This window comes from Tardiphaga sp. 839_C3_N1_4, assembly GCF_051811045.1.
In the GTDB taxonomy this organism is placed as follows: domain Bacteria; phylum Pseudomonadota; class Alphaproteobacteria; order Rhizobiales; family Xanthobacteraceae; genus Tardiphaga.
The window spans coordinates 130,476-151,842 of sequence record NZ_JBPWQD010000001.1; the positions used below are offsets into that span (position 1 = coordinate 130,476).

Annotated in this window: 15 protein-coding genes; 14 read left to right on the forward strand and 1 reads right to left on the reverse strand. The window is 61.1% G+C overall.

The features are described from left to right. The first annotated feature begins 81 nt into the window (after window positions 1-81). The 5 genes from secE to AB8A38_RS00785 all read left to right on the forward strand — a co-directional run bounded on the left by secE (window position 82) and on the right by AB8A38_RS00785 (window position 3,120). The gene (gene secE / locus AB8A38_RS00765; protein ID WP_092151982.1) at window positions 82-273 is read left to right on the forward strand and encodes a preprotein translocase subunit SecE; all 192 of its coding nucleotides are present in this window, start codon (window positions 82-84) and stop codon (window positions 271-273) included. 12 nt (window positions 274-285) lie between these two features. After that, the gene (nusG, locus tag AB8A38_RS00770; protein WP_231080282.1) at window positions 286-816 is read left to right on the forward strand and encodes a transcription termination/antitermination protein NusG; all 531 of its coding nucleotides are present in this window, start codon (window positions 286-288) and stop codon (window positions 814-816) included. A gap of 129 nt (window positions 817-945) precedes the next feature. After that, window positions 946-1,374 (forward strand): 50S ribosomal protein L11, encoded by a 429-nt coding sequence (gene rplK / locus AB8A38_RS00775; RefSeq protein WP_068731528.1) that lies wholly within the window; start codon window positions 946-948, stop codon window positions 1,372-1,374. A 6-nt stretch (window positions 1,375-1,380) separates the two neighbouring features. Then, window positions 1,381-2,073 carry a 50S ribosomal protein L1 gene (gene rplA, locus AB8A38_RS00780; protein WP_068731526.1) on the forward strand — a complete coding sequence of 231 codons (693 nt, stop codon included), beginning with the start codon at window positions 1,381-1,383 and terminating at the stop codon, window positions 2,071-2,073. Between the two features lie 96 nt (window positions 2,074-2,169). After that, complete coding sequence (locus AB8A38_RS00785) at window positions 2,170-3,120, forward strand: 2-hydroxyacid dehydrogenase (RefSeq protein WP_439084601.1); 951 nt, start codon at window positions 2,170-2,172, stop codon at window positions 3,118-3,120. A gap of 5 nt (window positions 3,121-3,125) precedes the next feature. Here AB8A38_RS00785 and AB8A38_RS00790 read toward each other — a convergent pair whose 3' ends face one another. Further along, window positions 3,126-4,262, reverse strand: coding sequence for an FAD-dependent oxidoreductase (locus AB8A38_RS00790; protein ID WP_439084602.1), 1,137 nt, complete (start codon window positions 4,260-4,262; stop codon window positions 3,126-3,128). 107 nt (window positions 4,263-4,369) lie between these two features. Here AB8A38_RS00790 and AB8A38_RS00795 point away from each other — a divergent pair, with 107 nt between their 5' ends. From AB8A38_RS00795 to AB8A38_RS00835, 9 genes are all read left to right on the forward strand, one after another. Then, window positions 4,370-5,050: a TetR/AcrR family transcriptional regulator gene (locus AB8A38_RS00795; protein ID WP_439084603.1), complete on the forward strand. Its 681-nt coding sequence runs from the start codon at window positions 4,370-4,372 to the stop codon at window positions 5,048-5,050. Between the two features lie 161 nt (window positions 5,051-5,211). Beyond that, window positions 5,212-5,676, forward strand: a complete 465-nt coding sequence (locus AB8A38_RS00800; protein WP_439084604.1) for a (2Fe-2S)-binding protein — start codon at window positions 5,212-5,214, stop codon at window positions 5,674-5,676. A gap of 3 nt (window positions 5,677-5,679) precedes the next feature. Beyond that, the gene (locus AB8A38_RS00805) at window positions 5,680-7,845 is read left to right on the forward strand and encodes a molybdopterin cofactor-binding domain-containing protein (protein ID WP_439084605.1); all 2,166 of its coding nucleotides are present in this window, start codon (window positions 5,680-5,682) and stop codon (window positions 7,843-7,845) included. Further along, on the forward strand, window positions 7,842-8,483 hold the full coding sequence (locus AB8A38_RS00810) for an Isoquinoline 1-oxidoreductase subunit (RefSeq protein WP_439084606.1): 642 nt from the start codon (window positions 7,842-7,844) through the stop codon (window positions 8,481-8,483). Before AB8A38_RS00805 ends, AB8A38_RS00810 begins: the two co-directional genes overlap by 4 nt. A gap of 659 nt (window positions 8,484-9,142) precedes the next feature. Beyond that, on the forward strand, window positions 9,143-9,661 hold the full coding sequence (gene rplJ, locus AB8A38_RS00815) for a 50S ribosomal protein L10 (RefSeq protein ID WP_315842716.1): 519 nt from the start codon (window positions 9,143-9,145) through the stop codon (window positions 9,659-9,661). 54 nt (window positions 9,662-9,715) lie between these two features. Further along, window positions 9,716-10,090 carry a 50S ribosomal protein L7/L12 gene (gene rplL, locus AB8A38_RS00820; RefSeq protein WP_315842715.1) on the forward strand — a complete coding sequence of 125 codons (375 nt, stop codon included), beginning with the start codon at window positions 9,716-9,718 and terminating at the stop codon, window positions 10,088-10,090. 427 nt (window positions 10,091-10,517) lie between these two features. Beyond that, window positions 10,518-14,633, forward strand: coding sequence for a DNA-directed RNA polymerase subunit beta (gene rpoB / locus AB8A38_RS00825; RefSeq protein WP_439084607.1), 4,116 nt, complete (start codon window positions 10,518-10,520; stop codon window positions 14,631-14,633). A gap of 125 nt (window positions 14,634-14,758) precedes the next feature. Continuing rightward, the gene (gene rpoC, locus AB8A38_RS00830; protein WP_315842713.1) at window positions 14,759-18,958 is read left to right on the forward strand and encodes a DNA-directed RNA polymerase subunit beta'; all 4,200 of its coding nucleotides are present in this window, start codon (window positions 14,759-14,761) and stop codon (window positions 18,956-18,958) included. Window positions 18,959-19,225: 267 nt separating this feature from the next. After that, window positions 19,226-21,280 (forward strand): FAD-dependent oxidoreductase, encoded by a 2,055-nt coding sequence (locus AB8A38_RS00835; RefSeq protein ID WP_439084608.1) that lies wholly within the window; start codon window positions 19,226-19,228, stop codon window positions 21,278-21,280. The last annotated feature ends 87 nt before the right edge of the window (window positions 21,281-21,367 follow it).

Sequence of the window (21,367 nt, forward strand, 5' to 3'; positions counted from 1 at the left end):
AAAAGGGTTGGGCGCAAAGAGGGCTGTTCGGATTCCTGAAATCAATTCAATCGTCTCACGACGGATGCGGATCATATAACGATGGCGTTCAGCCCGTTCAAATTCCTGCAGGAAGTGCGCACCGAGACCAACAAGGTCACGTGGCCCTCGCGTCGCGAGACGACCATCACGACCATCATGGTGTTCGTCATGGTGGCGTTGTCGTCGATCTTCTTTTTTGCGGCGGATCAGATCATTCGCTACCTCGTCGCCTTTTTGCTCACGATGCACTGACGGAACAGAATTATGAGCATGCGCTGGTACATCGTTCACGCCTATTCGAATTTCGAAAAGAAGGTGATGGAGTCGATCAAGGAACAGGCCAAGCAGCGTGGCCTGGAAGACCTGTTCGAACAGATTCTGGTTCCGGTCGAGAAGGTCACGGAAGTGCGCCGCGGCCGCAAGATGGACGCCGAGCGCAAGTTCTTCCCCGGCTATGTGCTGGTGAAGATGCAGCTCACCGACGAAGCGTTTCATCTGATCAAGAACACCCCGAAGGTCACGGGCTTCCTCGGCGCGGAAAACAAGCCGATGCCGATTTCGGAAGCCGAAGCCATGCGCATTCTGCACCAGGTGCAGGAAGGCGTGGAGCGCCCGAAGGCGTCGGTGTCGTTCGAGATCGGCGAGAACGTGAAGGTGGCCGATGGCCCGTTCGCGTCGTTCTCCGGCGTCGTCGAGGAAATCGACGAGGCACGCTCGCGCGTGAAGGTCGCAGTGTCGATCTTCGGCCGTGCCACGCCGGTCGAACTGGAATTCGGTCAGGTCGAAAAGGTCTGATTGCAATAGCGCGAGGTTCGCCTCGCGTTTCCAAGGCCGTGGGAGGAAGAGGGCGGTTGCCAACCGCTTGTCGACCGAACCACGAAACCTGAAACAGCCGGTCGATGACCGGCACAACAGGAGTGACACATGGCAAAGAAAGTGACCGGATACCTGAAGCTTCAGGTGCCGGCCGGTGCGGCGAACCCTTCGCCCCCGATCGGTCCCGCGCTTGGTCAGCGCGGTTTGAACATCATGGAATTCTGCAAAGCGTTCAACGCGCAGACGCAGAAGGAAGAAAAGAACACCCCAATCCCGGTGGTGATCACGATCTACGCCGATCGTTCGTTCACCTTCGCCCTCAAGACCCCCCCGATGTCCTTCTTCATCAAGAAGGCCGCCAAGCTCACCTCCGGCTCCAAGCTGCCGGGTCGTGACAAGGCCGGCGCGGTGACCAAAGCGCAGGTGCGCGAGATCGCCGAAGCGAAGATGAAGGATCTGAATTGCGACACCATTGAATCGGCCATGAAGATGGTTGAGGGCTCTGCCCGTTCGATGGGTGTCGAGGTCGCGGGGTAAACGGTCATGGCAATTGGAAAACGTTTGAAGAACGCCCGTGAGGGCATCGACCGCGAGAAGCTCTATCCGGTCGCCGAGGCCATCAAGATGGTCAAGGAACGCGCCAAGTCGAAGTTCGATGAGACCATCGAAATTTCGCTGAATCTCGGCGTCGATCCGCGTCACGCCGACCAGATGGTCCGTGGCGTCGTCACCCTGCCGAACGGCACCGGCCGCACCCTGCGCGTCGGCGTGTTCGCCCGTGGCCCGAAGGCTGAAGAAGCCAAGGCTGCCGGTGCAGACGTCGTCGGTGCAGAAGACCTGTTCGAGAAGGTCCAGGCCGGTCAGATCGATTTCGATCGCTGTATCGCAACCCCCGACATGATGCCGCTGGTCGGTCGCCTTGGTAAGGTGCTCGGTCCGCGCGGCATGATGCCGAACCCGAAGATCGGCACCGTGACTATGGACGTCACCGGCGCAGTCAAGGGTGCCAAGGGCGGTTCGGTCGAGTTCCGCGTCGAGAAGGCCGGCATCGTGCAGGCTGGTATCGGCAAGGCATCTTTCTCGGAAGAGAAGCTCGTCGAAAACATCAAGGCTCTGGTCGATGCCGTCTCCAAGGCGAAGCCGGCTGGCGCGAAGGGCACCTATCTGCAGCGCGTTGCCGTATCTTCGACCATGGGCCCCGGCGTCAAGGTTGAGACGGGCACCGTGCTCGGCTAAGCCGGAATAAGGCTTGCAAGAAACCAGGGCGGAATCGGGCAACCGGTTCCGCCCTTTCTTTTGTCTTCCGCTCTTTCACCCAGCAGGAATGTCCCGATGGCCGAGAAGGTTCTGATCTATTCGCGTTTCCCGAAGTCCCAGATGGTGCGCATCGGCGAGCACTTCGACCTTCTAGACGCCGCAGGCAAGCCACCGCTGCAGACCTTTTCTGCTGACCAACTGAAAGACGTGCGCGCGCTGATCACCGCGGGCGGTCAGGTGCTCAAGGCAGACGTGATGGACATGATGCCGGCGCTCGGCGCCATCATCTGCTACGGCACCGGCTATGACGGCGTCGACTTCAAGGCCGCCGCCGAGCGCAAGATCGTAGTCGGCAACAGCCCGGGCGCGAACGCGGCCTCGGTCGCCGATCTGGCACTAACGCTGATGCTCGCGGTGACGCGGCGTCTGCTGCCCGCGGATCAGTATCTGCGCGAAGGCGGCTGGTCGTCGGCCAAGCCGTCGCCGCTGATGTCGCCGCAGCCCGGCAATCCCGGCCGCAGAGTGGGCGTCTATGGCATGGGCGAGATCGGCCGCAAGATCGCGTCGCGGGTCGCGGCCTTCGAATGTGACGTCGCCTATCACAGCCGCAGCAAGCATGATGTGCCGTATCGCTATGAGCCCAGCCTCGAAGCGCTGGTTGAATGGTGCGACGTTCTGATGATCGCCGTGCGGGCAGGCACCGATACCAACCACATCATCGATGCCGCGATGCTGAAGAAGCTCGGCGCCAATGGCGTGGTCGTGAACATCTCGCGCGGCTCGGTGATCGATCAGGCCGCGCTGACCGCGGCGCTGGCCGACAAGACCATCGCCGGCGCCGGCCTCGACGTGTTCGAGAAGGAGCCGCACGCACCCGATGCGCTGACCGTGCTGCCGAATGTCGTGCTGACGCCGCATATCGGCGGCCACACGCTCGACTCGCACACGGCGATGCAGGACTGCGTCATTGCCAATCTCGACGCGTTTTACGCGGGCAAGGGGCTGCCATACGCGGTGGCGGTTTAGGGCAGCTATTCGGTGATCTGGAAACTGGTGAACAGGTCAACCACGCTCTGAGGCGCGTTGTCGTTGAAGAACAGCTTCAGATTCCGGTCGGTCTCCGCGGCAACAGACGCGCTGCGGGGAAAGAGCTCCGTTTCATAAGCGACAAGCGCGGCTTCGACGTCTTCCGGATTGGCGGCAAGTGCCCGTCCGAGTTCGGCGCCATCATACATTGCGAGATTGGCGCCTTCGCCGGCGAATGGTGACATCAGGTGCGCGGCATCGCCGAGCAGCGTCACGCCGGCTACGCGATCCCATCGGTGTTCGATCGGCAGCGCATAGATCGGGCGAAGCAAAGGGGCGCCCTCGCTGTTGGTGATGAGCGCTGTCAGCTCCGGAGCCCAGTCGTCGAATTCCGCGGCGATGCGGGCGAGGGCATTCGTCCGGTCCGAGAAGTCGATGCGGGCGATCCAGTCCTCCGGCCTGTTCAGGGCCACGTAGCCTTGCAGTGTTCCATCGGCGTGTCGGTGCGCAAAGATTCCCTGGCCCGGCGCAATCGCCATCAACGTGCCGCCGCCAACCGCTTCCGCGCTGGCCTCGTGACAGGTGTCGGCGTCGAAAAGAAACGTCTCGATGAATGACGTGCCGACATAGGCCGGCTTTGCTGTTGAAAGAAGCGGACGAACGCGTGACCACGCTCCGTCGGCACCGATGAGGAGATCGGTCGTTACCGTTGAGCCATGGGAGAAAGTCAATGCGTGCCGCCCGTCGCCGAGCGGAGACGCCGCTGCAAGTTTGTGTCCCCAACGGATCGTGTCGGCGGGCAGAGAATCGAGCAGAAGCCGACGCAATTCTCCTCGATCCACCTCAGGTCGACTGCCGTTACCCATGTCGGGTCTGTCAAACAGCAGCTTGCCGTCCTTGTCGCGTATCCGCTTGGCATCAGCACCGACGATGACGATGTCGCGGAAAGCTTCGAACAATCCTGCAGCCTTGAGTGCGAGCTGCCCGTTGTATTCGTGAATATCGAGCAGGCCTCCTTGTGCCCGCGAGTCGGCCGAGGCTTCAGCTTCATAGATCGTCGCTGCGATACCGTGAACATGGAGCACGCGGGCAAGCGTCAGGCCGCCGAGCCCCGCGCCGACAATCGCCACATGAGTATTCATCTCGCCACCTTTGCAGTCACAGGCGGGCCCGGGACATTCCCCAAGGCCTCAATGGAACGGCATTCCATTCTATTGGAACGGTGTTCCATTTATGTCAAGGTGGGGACATGGCCAAGAAAACTCGCAGTAACCCACGACGCGAAGACTCGCTCACGCGGGATCGCATCATCGAAGCGTCGATCGCGATTCTGGACGGCAGCGGGGAAGATGGTCTGACATTCCGCGCCCTGTCGGAACGGCTGGCCACGGGCCCCGGCGCGATCTATTGGCACGTTTCCAACAAGGGCGAGCTGCTGACCGCCGCCTGCGACGCCATCATCGCGCGCACGATGAAGGCGCCTCTGATTGGCGCGACGGCTCAGGCCATCATTCGCACCCTCGCGCTGGACATGTTCGACGCGATCGACGCGCATCCGTGGGTTGGCTCGGCGCTCACACGTGCTCCCGGGCAGTTGCCCATGGTGCGCATTCTCGAGTGCATCGGGCGGCAGGTGAGCGCCCTTGGTGTGCCCGACGAGGAACAGTGGGCGACGGTGGGTGCGTTGCTGAACTACATCCTTGGCGTCGGTGCGCAGAACGCGGCCAACGGGCAGCTCGGCCGGATGCGAGGAATCGACAGGTCTGACTTTCTGGACGCGGTCGCTACCTCCTGGTTTCAGCTCGATCCGGACGCCTATGCATTCACCCGCAGTATGGCGGCACATTTGCGGGGGCACGACGACCGCAAGGACTTTATCGCCGGAATCGATCTCATCCTGAGCGGCATCGAGGCGTCGCGGCGCCTCTGACAAGCCGTCGACTGGTCTGCAGGACCGTTTCGCAAGAGCGAATTTCGTTCCCGGCCGGTACAAAAATAATTGAATGGGTTATTCCGCAATGCGGATGTAGACGTCGGTTGTTTAGAACAACTCGAATGTAGGCGTACATTCGACGACATAGGACATCAGCGATGGCTGCGTTCACTCTCAAGATCAACGGTCAGGCCCGTCAGGTCGACGTCGATCCCAACACTCCTCTGCTCTGGGCAATTCGAGACGGGGCCGGTCTCACCGGCACCAAATATGGCTGCGGGGTCGCGCAGTGCGGCGCCTGCACGGTCTATGTGGACGGCCAGACCGTCCGCTCCTGTTCGATGCCCGTCTCGGCCATCGGCACCAGCGAAATCACCACCATCGAAGGGCTCGACTCCAAGGAAGCCAAGGCGGTGCAGGCGGCCTGGGTCGCGCTCGACGTGCCACAATGTGGCTACTGTCAATCCGGCCAGGTGATGAGCGCCACGGCGCTGCTCAGCATCAATCCGACCCCCACCGACAACGATATCGACCTGGCGATGAACGGCAACATCTGCCGCTGCGCCACCTATGTCCGCATCCGCGCCGCCATTCATGGCGCCGCCAAATCGCTGGAGGGTTGAGCCATGACCGTTCATGACACCAAACTCTCCCGTCGCACGCTGCTCAAGGGCAGCGCTGGTCTCGTGCTTGGCGCCTATGTTGCGCGCGCAGACAAGTTGTTTGCGCAGGCGGCGGCAAAGCTACAGGTCAATATCGCGCCGAATACGTTCCTGATCATCAAGCCCGACAACACCGTCACGGTGCTGTGCAAGGGCATCGAGTTCGGGCAGGGGCCGTTCACCGGCATGGCGACTTTGGTCGCCGAAGAACTCGACGCGGACTGGGCTCAGATGCGTGCCGATCACGCGCCGTCGAATCCGCAGCTCTACAAGAATCTGGCGTTCGGCATGCAGGGCACCGGTGGCTCGACGGCCATCGCCAATTCCTACATCCAGATGCGCCAGGTCGGCGCCGCCGCGCGCCAGATGCTGGTCGCGGCTGCTGCCGATGCGTGGCAGGTGCCGGCAGGCGAGATCACTGTCGATAATGGTGTAATCAAGCATGCGTCAGGCCATGAAGGTCGCTTCGGCGAATTCGCCGACAAGGCGATGGCCATGCCGGTGCCGACTGATCCGAAGCTGAAGGATCCGTCGCAGTTCAAGTTGATCGGCAAGGAAGGCGTCGTGAAGCGCCTCGACAGCGCCGACAAGACCAATGGCAAGGCATTCTACACGCTCGATATCAACGAGCCGGACATGCTCACGGTGGTCGTGGCGCGCTCGCCGAAATTCGGCGGCAAGGTCGCGTCCTTCGATGCGACGGCTGCGAAGGCCGTGGCGGGTGTCGTCGACGTCAAGCAGGTGTCGAACGGTGTCGCTGTCTACGCCAAGGGCTTCTGGCCCGCGAAGATGGGCCGCGATGCGCTGAAGATCACCTGGGATGACAGCAAGGCGGAGAAGCGTGGCAGCGCCGAACTGCTGCAGCAATTCCGCGGACTGTCGAAGACGGCCGGCAAACTCGTAAAGGCCGAGGGCAAGTTCGAAGAGTCGATGGCCAAAGGTGGCCGCGTCATCGAGGTTGAATATGTCTTCCCGTATCTGGCCCATGCCGCGATGGAGCCGCTCAACGCCTATCTGAAATGGGACGGCGACACCGCCTATGCGCGCTACGGCTGCCAGTTTCCGACGCCTGACCATATGGCGATCTCCAAGGTGCTCGGGCTGCCGATCGAGAAGGTGAAGATCGACGTTCTTCTTGCCGGCGGCAGCTTCGGCCGCCGCGCCCAGCAGAGCACGCATCAGGCCATCGAGCTCGCCGAAGTCGCCAAAGCGATCGGACCGGGCAAACCGGTCAAGCTGGTGTGGACGCGCGAGGACGATATGCGCGGCGGCTATTATCGGCCTTACTGCATCCACCGCATGCGCGGTGCGGTGCGCGACGGCAAGATCGAGGCCTGGAGCGATACCATCGTCTCGCAGTCGATCATGAAGGGCTCCTTCTTCGAGTCCATGATGTTCAAGGACGGCCTCGATCCGACGTCCTATGAAGGCTCGAACGAAATCCCATACGACGTCGAGAACTTCCGCTGCGACATGCATCAGGTCGATGTCGGCGTGCCCGTGTTGTGGTGGCGCTCGGTGGGGCACACCCACACCGGTTATGTCGTCGAAGCCTTTGTCGATGAACTGCTGGAAGCCGCCGGCAAGGATCCGATCGAGGGCCGGCTCGAACTCCTGAGCAAGAAACCGCGCCATGCGGGCGCGCTGAAGGCCGTCGCCGAACTCGCCGACTGGAAGAACTACAAGGTGCCGGCAGGCCGTGCGCGCGGCGTTGCGGTGGTCGAGAGCTTCAACACCTTCGTCGCGCAGGTCGTGGAACTGTCCATGACCGACGACGGTCCGAAGGTGCACAAGGTGTGGTGCGCGGTGGATTGCGGCGTCGCTGTGAACCCCGACATCATCCGCGCGCAGATGGAAGGTGGTATCGGCTTCGGCCTCGGTCACATCCTCTATGCGGAACAGACGCTGGATGCCGGCGCGCCGGTGTCCGGCAATTTCGACACCTATCGTTCGCTGCGCATCAACGAGATGCCGGAGATCGAAGTGGTCATCGTGAAGTCGACCGAGAAGCCGACAGGCGTTGGCGAACCCGGCGTGCCCCCGCTGGGGCCTGCCGTTGCCAATGCGATGGCCAAACTTGGTGTGGGAAGGCCGCGGCAATTGCCGATCGTGCCGGGAGCGTCGGCATGAAGCTGTTCAAGACCTCGATGCTGGCGCTGGTCGCCGGCGGCCTTGCGGCTGGCCTCCTCGCATTCGCGGAACCGGGCTTCCAGGAGGCCGATGCGGCGGTCAGCAATCCGACCAAGCTGCAGTCGGTCTCGGCCTTCGCCAAGATCAAGAACAAGAACGAGCGTGCGGCGGCGCTGTTCACGGAGGCCGGCAAGGTCATCCAGTCGCCGCGCTGCATGAACTGCCATCCGGCCGCCGAGCGTCCGACCCAGACCGACCGCATGCGGCCGCATATTCCGCTGGTCGTGCGCGGCGAGGGCGGTGTGGGCGCGACCGGTGGTCTTGCTTGCGCCACCTGCCACCACGAGAACAACTTCGATGCCGCCAACGTCCCCGGCAATCCGAAGTGGGCTCTGGCTCCGGCCGAGATGGCCTGGCAGGGCAAGACGCTTGGTCAGATCTGCACCCAGATCAAGGACAAGGAGCGCAATGGCGGCAAGGACATGGCCGCGCTTGTGAAGCACATGGCCGAAGACGAACTGGTTGGCTGGGGCTGGCATCCCGGTGGCAACCGGACCCCGGCGCCGGGTACCCAGAAGCAGTTCGGTGAGCTGATCAAGGCCTGGGCCGATGCCGGAGCGGCCTGCCCGAAGGGGTGATATAGAGACGGGAAGTGGAGCCGGCTCGGCCGGTTCCACTTTTGCGCTCCGGGCGCCCAAAAGGTTCCCCTGCAGAAAAGATGCCACATCGGCATTTCGCGCTTGGCAACACGAAAAAGACTCGTTAAACAACCGTTTCCGGGCGGGCTGGCTGGTAGCTGGCGCGTCTGTGTTCGCACTCCGACAACCCACATCGCAGGAGACTTTTCCTTTTAGGCTATCCGTACGGATTGCTCGAAGGGGATGGGACGCGCGACGCGGATTTGAGGAGAGCGGGCAGGGGTCACCAATAGGTCAGATGATGGCTTATCGATGATCTTGAATCCTGTCCGAGACTGCTGGCGCCTGCGATGAACGCGAGTTCGATCAACGGCTTAATCGTAAAACTTGATGCAGCCAGCATAGACGGGTGAAGACTGGATTTCGCCAATGTCGTTTTGTGCGACATGACGCGTATTTGGTTCGAACCTCGACACCCCGCGCCAATGCTGGTTCGCCAGGAAGGTTCGGGAGGGCAGGCTATCATATCGTCTCGCCCGACGTGTCTTTGGACCACGTGTTTTAATGAGCACGTGTGTTGAGGTCAGGTTCAGGTGGGGCGGTGGGTGTAACCCGGCGGTCCTATCTCGATAGAGGCCGCCAACCGGAGAGAGCTTGCTGTGGAAAGAGCGGCTAAAAAGGACGCGGTCGACGCGCTGAACGGGGTCTTCAAGACCACCAGCGTTGCGGTCGTCGCCCATTATTCCGGCCTCACCGTTGCCCAGATGCAGAATCTGCGTTCGCAGATGAAGCTGGCTGGCGCCTCGGTGAAGGTCTCGAAGAACCGTCTCGCCAAAATTGCTCTTGAAGGCACGGATGTTGCTGCCATCGGTTCCCTGTTGAAGGGTCCGACTGTGATCGCCACTTCGGACGATCCGGTAGCTGCACCGAAGGTTGCCGTCGAATTTGCCAAGGCGAACGAGAAGTTCATCATCCTTGGCGGCTCGATGGGTAAAACCGTCCTGAACGTCGACAGCGTCAAGGCCTTGGCCGCGCTGCCCTCGCTCGACGAACTGCGCGCGAAGATCCTCGGCCTCCTTGTGGCGCCGGCGACCAAGATCGCTCAGCTCTCGACAGCTCCCGCGGCGAAGCTCGCGCGTGTTGTTCAGGCTTATGCCTCAAAGAGCGAAGCGGCCTGACGCCCTTCGCATTCAAACCCTGGTTCGAACCAAATACGCTTAAGGAAATAGACAATGGCTGACCTACAGAAAATCGTTGACGATCTCTCGAGCCTGACCGTGCTCGAAGCTGCCGACCTCGCCAAGATGCTCGAAGAAAAGTGGGGCGTTTCGGCTGCTGCTGCTGTTGCAGTTGCTGGTCCGGCTGCTGGTGCCGGTGCCGCCGCAGTTGAAGAAAAGACCGACTTCACCGTCGTTCTCGCCGCCGCAGGCGACAAGAAGATCGAAGTCATCAAGGAAGTCCGTGCGATCACGGGTCTTGGCCTCAAGGAAGCCAAGGACCTGGTCGAAGGCGCGCCGAAGCCCCTCAAGGAAGGCGTTGCCAAGGACGAAGCCGAAAAGATCAAGGCTCAGCTCGAGAAGGCTGGCGCCAAGGTCGAGCTCAAGTAAGACCCTTTGGGTTCCATCGAAGAGCGGCTTTCTTAGCCGCTCTTCGAACGGAAACCCGATGTACTACACAGGAATGTGTGGGGATGCGCTGGGAACCACCCTCGAATCTCCATGATTGCCATCCCATATCGGGACGGCAGCACGAAAACGCGGTCTGACAGCAGGAGCGGCGACGCCTCTGGTTAAGCCGTTGGGAGACAGGCAATTTCGGGCTTTTCGGTCCGTAGCTAGACGGTTTGGACGGGCGAGATGCAGTCGGGCATCGCGCACGTCGTTTTGCGTTCTGCGATTCAAATGCTCAGGAGGGGGATTTTGTTCCTCATATTGAGCGCCGAATTCGGGGCGTTCTTGGAAATTCAACCCGGAGGCGATGGCAGTCGCGCTCTGGAAGGTTCGCCCCTTTCGGGCGACGCAATGAGAGGCCACGATGGGTCAGCAGACGTTCACAGGTCGCAAGCGCGTTCGCAAGTTCTTCGGTCATATTAAAGAAGTCGCAGAGATGCCGAACCTCATCGAGGTTCAGAAGGCGTCCTACGACCAGTTCCTGATGGTCGATGAGCCGACCGGCGGTCGCCTCGACGAAGGTCTGCAGGCTGTTTTCCGTTCGGTGTTTCCGATCTCGGATTTCTCGGGCACCTCGATGCTGGAATTCGTGCGCTACGAATTCGAGCCGCCGAAATATGACGTTGATGAGTGCCGCCAGCGCGGCATGACCTATGCTGCGCCGCTGAAGGTGACGCTGCGCCTGATCGTGTTCGATATCGACGAAGAAACCGGCGCCAAGTCCGTCAAGGACATCAAGGAGCAGGACGTCTACATGGGCGATATCCCGCTCATGACCATGAACGGCACCTTCGTCGTCAACGGCACCGAGCGCGTCATCGTTTCGCAGATGCATCGTTCGCCGGGCGTGTTCTTCGACCACGACAAGGGCAAGACCCATTCGTCGGGCAAGCTGCTGTTCGCCGCCCGCGTGATCCCGTATCGCGGCTCCTGGCTCGACATCGAATTCGACGCCAAGGACATCGTGTTCGCGCGTATCGACCGTCGCCGCAAGATTCCGGTGACGTCGCTGATGTTTGCGCTGGGTCTGGACGGCGAGGAAATCCTCTCGACGTTCTACAAGAAGATCCAGTTCAAGAAGATCAAGGAAGGCTGGCGCGTTCCGTTCGATGCCACCCGTTTCCGTGGCTACTCCACCGTCAACGACCTGATCGATGCCGACACCGGCAAGGTCGTGCTCGAAGCCGGCAAGAAGCTCACCGTGCGCGCTGCCCGTCAGCTCGCCGAGAAGGGCCTCAAGGCGCTGCGTCTGACCGATGAAGAGTTGGTCGGCAACTATCTCGCCGAGGACCTCGTCAACGTGAAGACCGGTGAAATCTACGCCGAAGCCGGCGAGGAGATCACCGAGAAGTCGCTGAAGGCGCTGAACGAGGAGGGCTACAAGGAACTCCCGCTGCTCGACATCGACCACGTCAACATCGGTGCCTATATCCGCAACACGCTCTCGGCAGACAAGAACTTGACGCGTGAAGACGCGCTGTTCGACATCTATCGCGTGATGCGTCCGGGCGAGCCGCCGACGCTCGAATCCGCGCAGAACATGTTCCAGTCGCTGTTCTTCGACAGTGAGCGCTACGACCTCTCGGCCGTGGGCCGCGTGAAGATGAACATGCGCCTCGAACTCGACGCGCCGGACACTCATCGCACGCTGCGCAAGGAAGACATCCTGGCCGTCATCAAGACGCTGGTGGATCTGCGCGACGGCAAGGGCGAAATCGACGACATCGACCATCTCGGCAACCGCCGTGTGCGTTCGGTGGGCGAGCTGATGGAAAATCAGTATCGCGTCGGCCTGCTGCGCATGGAACGCGCCATCAAGGAACGTATGTCGTCCGTCGACATCGACACCGTGATGCCGCAGGACCTGATCAACGCGAAGCCCGCGGCTGCCGCGGTGCGCGAGTTCTTCGGTTCGTCGCAGCTGTCGCAGTTCATGGACCAGACCAACCCGCTCTCGGAAATCACCCACAAGCGTCGTCTCTCGGCGCTTGGACCGGGCGGTCTGACCCGCGAGCGCGCCGGCTTCGAAGTCCGCGACGTCCATCCGACCCATTACGGCCGTATCTGCCCGATCGAGACGCCGGAAGGCCCGAACATCGGTCTGATCAACTCGCTCGCCACCTTCGCGCGCGTCAACAAGTACGGCTTCGTCGAGACCCCTTACCGCAAGGTCAAGGACGGTCGCGTCACCGATGAGGTCGTGTACCTCAGCGCGATGGAAGAGGGCCGCTATTCGGTCGCGCAGGCGAACGTGTCGCTCGACGCCAAGGGCAAGTTCACCGAAGACATGGTGATCTGCCGTCACGCCGGTGACGTGTTGCCGCTGCCGGCCGACAAGGTCGACTACATGGACGTGTCGCCGAAGCAGCTCGTTTCGGTCGCTGCGGCGCTGATCCCGTTCCTCGAGAACGACGACGCCAACCGCGCGCTGATGGGCTCGAACATGCAGCGTCAGGCTGTGCCTCTGGTGCGCGCTGAAGCGCCGTTCGTCGGTACCGGCATGGAAGCCGTCGTGGCCCGCGACTCCGGTGCTGCGATCGCTGCCCGCCGTTCGGGTGTCATCGACCAGATCGACGCAACTCGCGTGGTTATCCGTGCGACCGAAGATCTCGATCCGACCAAGTCGGGCGTCGATATCTATCGCCTGATGAAGTACCAGCGTTCGAACCAGTCGACCTGTATCAACCAGCGTCCGCTGGTGAAGGTTGGCGACATCATTCGCAAGGGCGACATCATTGCCGACGGTCCGTCGACCGATCTCGGTGAACTCGCACTCGGCCGTAACGTGCTCGTCGCGTTCATGCCGTGGAATGGCTACAACTTCGAAGACTCGATCCTCCTCTCGGAGCGGATCGTGAAGGAAGACGTCTTCACCTCGATCCACATCGAGGAATTCGAAGTGATGGCCCGCGACACCAAGCTCGGCCCTGAGGAAATCACCCGCGACATTCCGAACGTGTCGGAAGAAGCGCTGAAGAACCTCGACGAAGCCGGCATCGTCTATATCGGCGCCGAAGTCCGCGCCGGTGACATCCTGGTCGGCAAGATCACGCCGAAGGGCGAAAGCCCGATGACGCCGGAAGAAAAGCTTCTGCGCGCCATCTTCGGTGAAAAGGCGTCGGACGTTCGCGACACCTCGCTCCGCGTGCCTCCGGGCGTGCAGGGCACGATCGTCGAAGTCCGCGTGTTCAACCGGCACGGCGTCGACAAGGACGAGCGCGCTCTGGCGATCGAGCGGGAAGAAATCGAACGTCTCGCCAAGGACCGTGACGACGAACAGGCCATCCTGGATCGTAACGTCTACGGCCGTCTGGCTGATCTTCTGGAGAACAAGGTCGGCATCGCCGGTCCGAAGGGCTTCAAGAAGGACGGCAAGATCACGCGCGCCGTGCTCGACGAGAATCCGCGGTCGCAGTGGTGGATGTTCGCCACCGCAAACGACAAGCTGATGACCGAAATCGAAGCGATGCGGAAGCAGTACGACGAGTCGAAGAAGGGCCTTGAACAGCGCTTCCTCGACAAGGTCGAGAAGTTGCAGCGTGGCGACGAACTGCCGCCAGGCGTGATGAAGATGGTCAAGGTCTTCGTCGCGGTGAAGCGCAAGATTCAGCCCGGCGACAAGATGGCCGGACGTCACGGCAACAAGGGCGTGGTGTCGAAGATCGTTCCGATCGAAGACATGCCGTTCCTTGAAGACGGTACGCATGCGGACATCGTGCTGAACCCGCTCGGCGTGCCATCGCGCATGAACGTCGGTCAGATCTTGGAGACGCATCTTGGCTGGGCCTGCGCAGGCATGGGCAAGAAGATCGGTCAGACCATCGACGCCTACTACCAGAAGCAGGATCTGAAGCCGCTGCGCGACACCCTGAAGAAGGTTTACGGCGAAGACGAAGTCATCAAGTCGCTGAACGACACCGAGCTGCTTGAACTGGCGCGTAACCTGAAGCCCGGCGTGCCGATTGCGACGCCGGTGTTCGACGGTGCGAAGGAAGCCGACATCGAAGAGATGTTGAAGATGGCTGGCTTCGACGCATCCGGTCAGTCCACCGTCTATGACGGCCGGACCGGCGACCAGTTCGATCGCAAGGTGACCGTGGGCTACATCTACATGCTCAAGCTTCACCATCTCGTGGACGACAAGATCCACGCGCGTTCGATCGGTCCGTACTCGCTCGTCACGCAGCAGCCGCTGGGTGGTAAGGCGCAGTTCGGCGGTCAGCGCTTCGGTGAAATGGAAGTGTGGGCGCTCGAGGCTTACGGCGCGGCGTACACGCTCCAGGAAATGCTGACGGTGAAGTCGGACGACGTCGCAGGCCGTACCAAGGTCTACGAGGCGATCGTGCGCGGCGACGACACGTTCGAGGCCGGTATCCCGGAATCGTTCAACGTGCTGGTCAAGGAAATGCGCTCGCTCGGCCTCAACGTCGACCTGCACAATTCCAAGCTGCCGGGGCCGACCTCCGAAGCTGCCGAGTAAGAACAAGCGTTACGCCCGGCCTGATGGCCGGGCGTCCGCACCCAGCCGGGACGTGAGGCAGGGTGTGTGGCTCTAAAGAATTTCGAATTTGCTGCTGATGGCGATCGGCACGCGAGGAGAAGACGATGAACCAAGAAATTATGAATCTCTTCAATCCGACGACTCCGGCTCAGGTCTTCGACCAGATCCGGATCTCGATTGCGTCCCCGGAGAAGATTCTGTCGTGGTCCTACGGCGAGATCAAGAAGCCGGAAACCATCAATTACCGTACCTTCAAGCCCGAGCGCGACGGCCTGTTCTGCGCCCGCATCTTCGGGCCCATCAAGGATTACGAGTGCTTGTGCGGCAAGTACAAGCGCATGAAGTACAAGGGCATCATCTGCGAGAAGTGCTCGGTCGAAGTGACCTTGTCGCGCGTCAGACGCGAGCGCATGGGTCATATCGAACTGGCCGCTCCGGTTGCGCATATCTGGTTCCTGAAGTCGCTGCCGTCGCGCATCGGCCAGTTGCTGGACATGACGCTCAAGGATCTCGAGCGCATCCTGTACTTTGAATACTACGTCGTTCTCGAGCCGGGTCTCACCGCGCTCAAGGACCGTCAGCTGCTGTCTGAAGAAGAGTATCTGAAGGCGCAGGACGAATACGGCCAGGACTCGTTCACCGCGATGATCGGTGCCGAGGCGATCCGTGAACTGTTGAAGGGTCTGGAGCTCGAGAAGCTCGACGAGCAGCTGCGCGTCGAGATGAAGGAGACCGAATCCGACATCAAGCACAAGAAGCTCGCCAAGCGCCTGAAGATCGTCGAGGCCTTCCGCTATTCCGGCAACAAGCCGGAATGGATGATCCTCACGGTGGTGCCGGTGATCCCGCCGGATCTGCGTCCGCTGGTGCCGCTCGATGGCGGCCGCTTCGCGACGTCGGATCTGAACGATCTGTATCGCCGCGTCATCAACCGTAACAACCGCTTGAAGCGTCTGATGGAGCTCCGCGCGCCGGACATCATCATCCGCAACGAAAAGCGCATGCTGCAGGAGGCCGTCGACGCACTGTTCGACAACGGCCGCCGTGGCCGTGTCATCACCGGCGCCAACAAGCGTCCGCTGAAGTCGCTGGCCGACATGCTGAAGGGCAAGCAGGGTCGTTTCCGTCAGAACCTGCTCGGCAAGCGCGTCGACTATTCGGGCCGTTCGGTCATCGTCGTCGGTCCGGAACTGCGTTTGCATCAGTGCGGCCTGCCGAAGAAGATGGCGCTCGAACTGTTCAAGCCGTTCATCTATTCGCGTCTCGACGCCAAGGGTCTGTCCACCACGGTGAAGCAGGCGAAGAAGCTCGTTGAAAAAGAACGTCCCGAGGTCTGGGACATTCTCGACGAGGTCATTCGCGAGCATCCCGTGCTGCTAAACCGCGCGCCGACGCTGCATCGTCTGGGCATCCAGGCGTTCGAGCCGGTGCTGATCGAAGGCAAGGCGATCCAGCTGCATCCGCTGGTCTGCTCGGCCTTCAACGCCGACTTCGACGGCGACCAGATGGCCGTGCACGTTCCGCTGTCGCTTGAAGCGCAGCTGGAAGCGCGCGTCCTGATGATGTCGACCAACAACATCCTGCATCCTGCGAACGGTCAGCCGATCATCGTGCCGTCGCAGGACATCGTGCTGGGTCTGTACTACCTGTCGACCATGCGTGCGGGTCTCCCGGGCGAAAACAAGCTGTATCGTGAGATGGCGGAGATCGAGCATGCGCTGCATGCGAAGGTCATCCACCTCCACACCAAGATCAAATACAGCTGGTCCGGTCTCGATGCGGACGGCAAGCCGGTCACGCGCATGGTGGAAACCACTGCCGGTCGTGCGATGCTCGGTCAGGTTCTGCCGAAGTCGCCGAAGATGCCTTTCGACGTCATCAACAAGCTGATGACCAAGAAGGAAATCTCGGGCGTCATCGATCAGGTCTACCGTCACTGCGGTCAGAAAGAGACCGTGATCTTCTGCGATCGCATCATGGCGCTCGGCTTCTACAACGCGTTCAAGGCCGGCATCTCGTTCGGCAAGGACGACATGGTCGTGCCGGGTTCGAAGTGGAAGATCGTCGACGCCACCCGTGCGTTCGCGAAGGACTTCGAACAGCAGTACAATGACGGCCTGATCACCCACGGTGAGAAGTACAACAAGGTCGTCGACGCCTGGTCGAAGGCGGGTGAAGAAGTCGCCAAGGAGATGATGAAAGAAATCTCCTCGGTGAAGAGGAATGCGGCGGGTGAAGAAGCCCAGATCAACTCGATCTACATGATGGCGCATTCCGGTGCCCGTGGTTCGCCGGCCCAGATGCGTCAGCTCGGTGGTATGCGCGGCCTGATGGCCAAGCCGTCGGGCGAGATCATCGAAACGCCGATCATCTCGAACTTCAAGGAAGGTCTGTCGGTTCTCGAATACTTCAACTCGACCCACGGCGCTCGTAAGGGCCTCGCGGACACCGCGTTGAAGACCGCGAACTCGGGCTATCTGACCCGCCGTCTCGTCGACGTGGCGCAGGACTGCATCATCACGCAGACCGATTGCGGCACCAATCTCGGCATCAAGATGCGCGCCATCATCGACTCCGGTTCGGTGGTCGCATCGCTGGCGTCGCGTATCCTGGGTCGTTCGGCCTGCGAAGACATTCGCGATCCCGCGACCAACAAGGTGCTGATCAAGCGCAACACGCTGATGGAAGAGAAGGACGTCGATCTGCTCCAGCAGGCCGGCATCCAGGAAGTGAAGATCCGTTCGGCTCTGACTTGCGAACTGGTCAACGGCATCTGCGGCACCTGCTACGGCCGCGATCTGGCCCGCGGCACGCCCGTCAACCACGGTGAGGCCGTCGGCGTCATCGCGGCGCAGTCGATCGGCGAGCCCGGTACGCAGCTGACGATGCGTACCTTCCACATCGGCGGTGCGGCGCAGCTCAACGAGCAGTCGGTGATCGAGTCGAACTTCGACGGCAAGATCACGATCAAGAACGAGAACATCGCCAAGAACGGCGAAGGCCACATGGTTGCAATGGTGCGCAACATGGTCATCGCCATCTCTGACGCCGATGGCACCGAGCGTGCGACGTACCGTATCCAGTACGGCGCTCGCGTTCACGTGGCCAACGGCGACATGATCAAGCGTGGCCAGCGCATCGCGGAATGGGATCCGTATTCCCGTCCGCTGCTGACCGAAGTCGACGGCACGATCGGGTTCGAGGACCTGGTCGACGGCCAGTCGATTGCGGAAACGCTCGACGAGTCGACCGGTATCGCCAAGCGCGTCGTTACCGATTGGCGTTCGTCGCGTGGCGGTGCGGATCTGCGTCCGGCCATCGTCATCAAGGGCAAGGACGGCAAGGTCCTCAAGCTCGCACGTGGCGGCGATGCCCGTTACATGCTGTCGCCCGACGCCATTCTGTCGGTCGACGTCGATGCCAAGGTGACCTCGGGTGACATTCTTGCCCGTGTCTCGATGGAAAGCGCGAAGACGCGTGACATCACCGGCGGTCTGCCGCGGGTGGCCGAACTGTTCGAGGCGCGCAAGCCGAAGGACGCGGCGATCATCGCGGAAATCGGCGGCACCATCCGCTTTGGACGCGACTACAAGAACAAGCGTCGCATCTCGATCGAGCCGCTCGACAAGAATGAGGAGACCCGCGAGTACCTCATTCCGAAGGGCAAGCAGATCCATCTGCAGGACGGCGACATCGTCGAAAAGGGCGATTACATCGTCGAAGGCAATCCGGCGCCGCACGACATTCTGGCGATCAAGGGCATCGAGGAACTCGCTGCCTATCTGGTCAACGAAATCCAGGAAGTTTACCGGTTGCAGGGCGTGCTCATCAACGACAAGCACATCGAAGTGATTGTCCGTCAGATGCTGCAGAAGGTCGAGATCACCGATCAGGGCGAGACCGACATGATCTCGGGCGAGCAGATCGACAAGATCGAGTTCGACGCGCTGAACCTGAAGGCGAAGGAAGAAGGCAAGAAGATCGCGACCGGAAACCCTGTGCTGCTGGGCATCACCAAGGCCAGCTTGCAGACCCGTTCGTTCTTCTCGGCAGCGTCGTTCCAGGAGACCACGCGCGTGCTCACCGAAGCTGCCGTCAACGGCAAGGTGGACCCGCTCGAAGGCCTCAAGGAAAACGTCATTGTCGGCCGCCTGATCCCGGCCGGTACCGGCGCCTCGATGGCGAAGATCCGCGAAGTCGCGATGAAGCGCGACAAGATGATCCTCGACGAGCGCGAGAAGCAGGCGGCGATCGTGCCGTCGGCTCCGGCAGAAGAACCGCTGATGCTGCCGTCGGCCGAGTAATCGGTCACTGCAGATCACATCAATGCCATGGAAAAGGCCGGCGAAAGCCGGCCTTTTTCGCGTCTGACGTGTGTTGCGGCGCACTACATGCTTTTGTTCATCTTTCCTTCAGCTGAAAAATGTTTTCACTTGGAGGGGGTTAGCGCGAGTCGACGGGGTCGACGGGCCAGCCTTGCAGCGTCAGCGGATTCCGCTTTGGCTGGGAATACGTTACATCGACCGTTGCCGGATATTGCCGCCGGCACACACGACGCGTGAAAGAAACCTATGCTTGATCTTGCAATTGTTGGTGGTGGTCCAGGCGGCCTGATGAGCGCCTGGTATCTCAAGAAGAAGCTGGGCGATCTCTGTCGTGTCACCATCTACGAGGCGTCCGACCGCGTCGGCGGCAAGATTCTCACACGCAAGTTCGATACAGCGCCAGCCATGTACGAAGCTGGCGTTGCGGAAATCTACGATTACTCGATGACAGGGCCGGATCCGCTGCGTGAGCTGATCCAGCATTTCGGCCTGCAGACCATTCCGATGGATGCCGAGCAGGTGCAGCTCGACGGCGAGCTGCTCAACGACGTGCCAGGCATGCGCAAGAAGTACGGCCCGAAGACTGCAGCGGCAATCGAGGCGTTTCGCAAGAAGTGCGCGAGCATGGTGTCGCCGATCGAATATTACGAAGGCGTCGGTTCGCACGACAACGAACACCCCTGGGCATGGATGAATGCCGAGGAGCTGCTTGATAAGGAAGTTAGCGATCCCATTGCCAAGCGCTTCCTGAAGGTGATGGCGCGCTCCGACATCGCGACCGAGACACACAACACCAACGGCCTCAATGCGCTGAAGAACTTCGTGATGGATGTCGATGGCTATATCGGCCTCTATTCGATCCAGAACGGCAACGAGCAGCTGATCTCCTGCCTGCAGTCGGAAGTCGATGCCGACATCCGGCTCAATCACCGTGTGCTCAAGGTCGGCAAGACCGAGCAGGGGCGCTATCAGCTCGACATGATGAACGGCAAGGGCGCGGACACCCGCGATTTCGATCTCGTGGTGATGTGCCTGCCGCATTCATGGCTGGCGACCATGCGCTGGGACGGCGAGCAGCTGCGCAAGTCGATGGTCAAGCATGTCTCTTACTTCGACCGCCCGGCGCATTATCTGCGGATCTCGCTGCTGTTCGATACGCCGTTCTGGGGCGAGCAGATTCCCGGCGCCTGGTTCATGTCCGAAGCCTTCGGCGGCTGCTGTGTCTATAACGAGGGCGCGCGCCACGATGTCGGCAAGCACGGCGTGCTGAACTGGCTGGTGCCAGGCTCCGACGCGCTGGCCTTTGCCAACCTCACAGACGATGAGTTGATCGATGCCGCGCTGAAGTCGTTGCCGGCCTCGTTTGGCGATGCGCGTGCGCATCTGCTGGAAGGCAAGATCCATCGCTGGCTGTCGTCCGTCAATGCGATCCCCGGCGGCATGCCGGTGCGCGATGTCATGACCAATCACCGGCCGGAGCCGAAGGATCATCCAGGGCTCGTCGTGGTCGGCGACTATCTGTTCGACTCGACGCTGAACGGTCTGCTCGACTCCTCCGATGCCGCCACCGACATTATCCTCACCGAGATGATGCGCCTGCGCCGTGCGCAGGGTCAGAATGGCACGACGATCTCCGACAAGATCGATCGCGACTATTTCCAGAACTATCGCGGTGTCGGTCCTTATAGCGAGGTCTGGAGCCAGTTTACCGATCCGGCGTATCTGACAAATCTCATCAAGATCGTCTGGGGCCGCGCCAAGGGCTACAAGCTGCTGGTCGCTGGCTCGGCATCAGGCGAACTGGTCGGCGCGCTGCGTGCCAGGGGGATCGACGCCTGGGGTGTCGAGAATAACAAGGCGATCCACGCCAGGACGCCAAAGGCGCTGCAGAAGTTCAACAAGCTCGGCTCGATCACCGATCTGCCCTTCAAGGCCGGGCAGTTCGATTTCGTGTTCGAGACCAGCCTGTGCCATGTCGGCGACAAGCAGGTGGTGAAGGCGGTGCAGGAGCTCAACCGCGTCGTGAAGACTGGCCTCGTGTTCGGCTCGGTCACGTCCGACATGGCGCCAGCGGTGATCGATCGCTACGACCTGCTGCGCGGCGTCAAGAAACTGGGCACCTGGTGGGAGTGGTCGGAACTGTTCTTCGGCAACGGCTTCGACTTGTCGATGCATCGCCGCGACTGCACCGAGGCGGTGTGGGAAGCCACACTGGCCGCCGGCAAGGGACCGGGCCACTGGTATGCCGACGCGGACAGCCTGCGTTACTCGTTCTTCGACAAGGTCGATGCCGAGGATTGATCTTTGGCATCCGCTCTCGGTTGCTTTGCCGAGGACATTCTGATCGCATAGGATCATTGCCGTGGCTGTCCGGGCCGCTTCATTGAT

What these genes read in the sequence shown, in the direction of transcription:
- secE (WP_092151982.1), top strand. Translation starts at nt 82, where the DNA reads ATGGCGTTCAGCCCGTTCAAATTCCTGCAGGAAGTGCGCACCGAGACC.
- nusG (WP_231080282.1), top strand. Translation starts at nt 286, where the DNA reads ATGAGCATGCGCTGGTACATCGTTCACGCCTATTCGAATTTCGAAAAG.
- rplK (WP_068731528.1), top strand. Translation starts at nt 946, where the DNA reads ATGGCAAAGAAAGTGACCGGATACCTGAAGCTTCAGGTGCCGGCCGGT.
- rplA (WP_068731526.1), top strand. Translation starts at nt 1,381, where the DNA reads ATGGCAATTGGAAAACGTTTGAAGAACGCCCGTGAGGGCATCGACCGC.
- AB8A38_RS00785 (WP_439084601.1), top strand. Translation starts at nt 2,170, where the DNA reads ATGGCCGAGAAGGTTCTGATCTATTCGCGTTTCCCGAAGTCCCAGATG.
- AB8A38_RS00790 (WP_439084602.1), bottom strand. Translation starts at nt 4,262, where the DNA reads ATGAATACTCATGTGGCGATTGTCGGCGCGGGGCTCGGCGGCCTGACG.
- AB8A38_RS00795 (WP_439084603.1), top strand. Translation starts at nt 4,370, where the DNA reads ATGGCCAAGAAAACTCGCAGTAACCCACGACGCGAAGACTCGCTCACG.
- AB8A38_RS00800 (WP_439084604.1), top strand. Translation starts at nt 5,212, where the DNA reads ATGGCTGCGTTCACTCTCAAGATCAACGGTCAGGCCCGTCAGGTCGAC.
- AB8A38_RS00805 (WP_439084605.1), top strand. Translation starts at nt 5,680, where the DNA reads ATGACCGTTCATGACACCAAACTCTCCCGTCGCACGCTGCTCAAGGGC.
- AB8A38_RS00810 (WP_439084606.1), top strand. Translation starts at nt 7,842, where the DNA reads ATGAAGCTGTTCAAGACCTCGATGCTGGCGCTGGTCGCCGGCGGCCTT.
- rplL (WP_315842715.1), top strand. Translation starts at nt 9,716, where the DNA reads ATGGCTGACCTACAGAAAATCGTTGACGATCTCTCGAGCCTGACCGTG.
- rpoB (WP_439084607.1), top strand. Translation starts at nt 10,518, where the DNA reads ATGGGTCAGCAGACGTTCACAGGTCGCAAGCGCGTTCGCAAGTTCTTC.
- rpoC (WP_315842713.1), top strand. Translation starts at nt 14,759, where the DNA reads ATGAACCAAGAAATTATGAATCTCTTCAATCCGACGACTCCGGCTCAG.
- AB8A38_RS00835 (WP_439084608.1), top strand. Translation starts at nt 19,226, where the DNA reads ATGCTTGATCTTGCAATTGTTGGTGGTGGTCCAGGCGGCCTGATGAGC.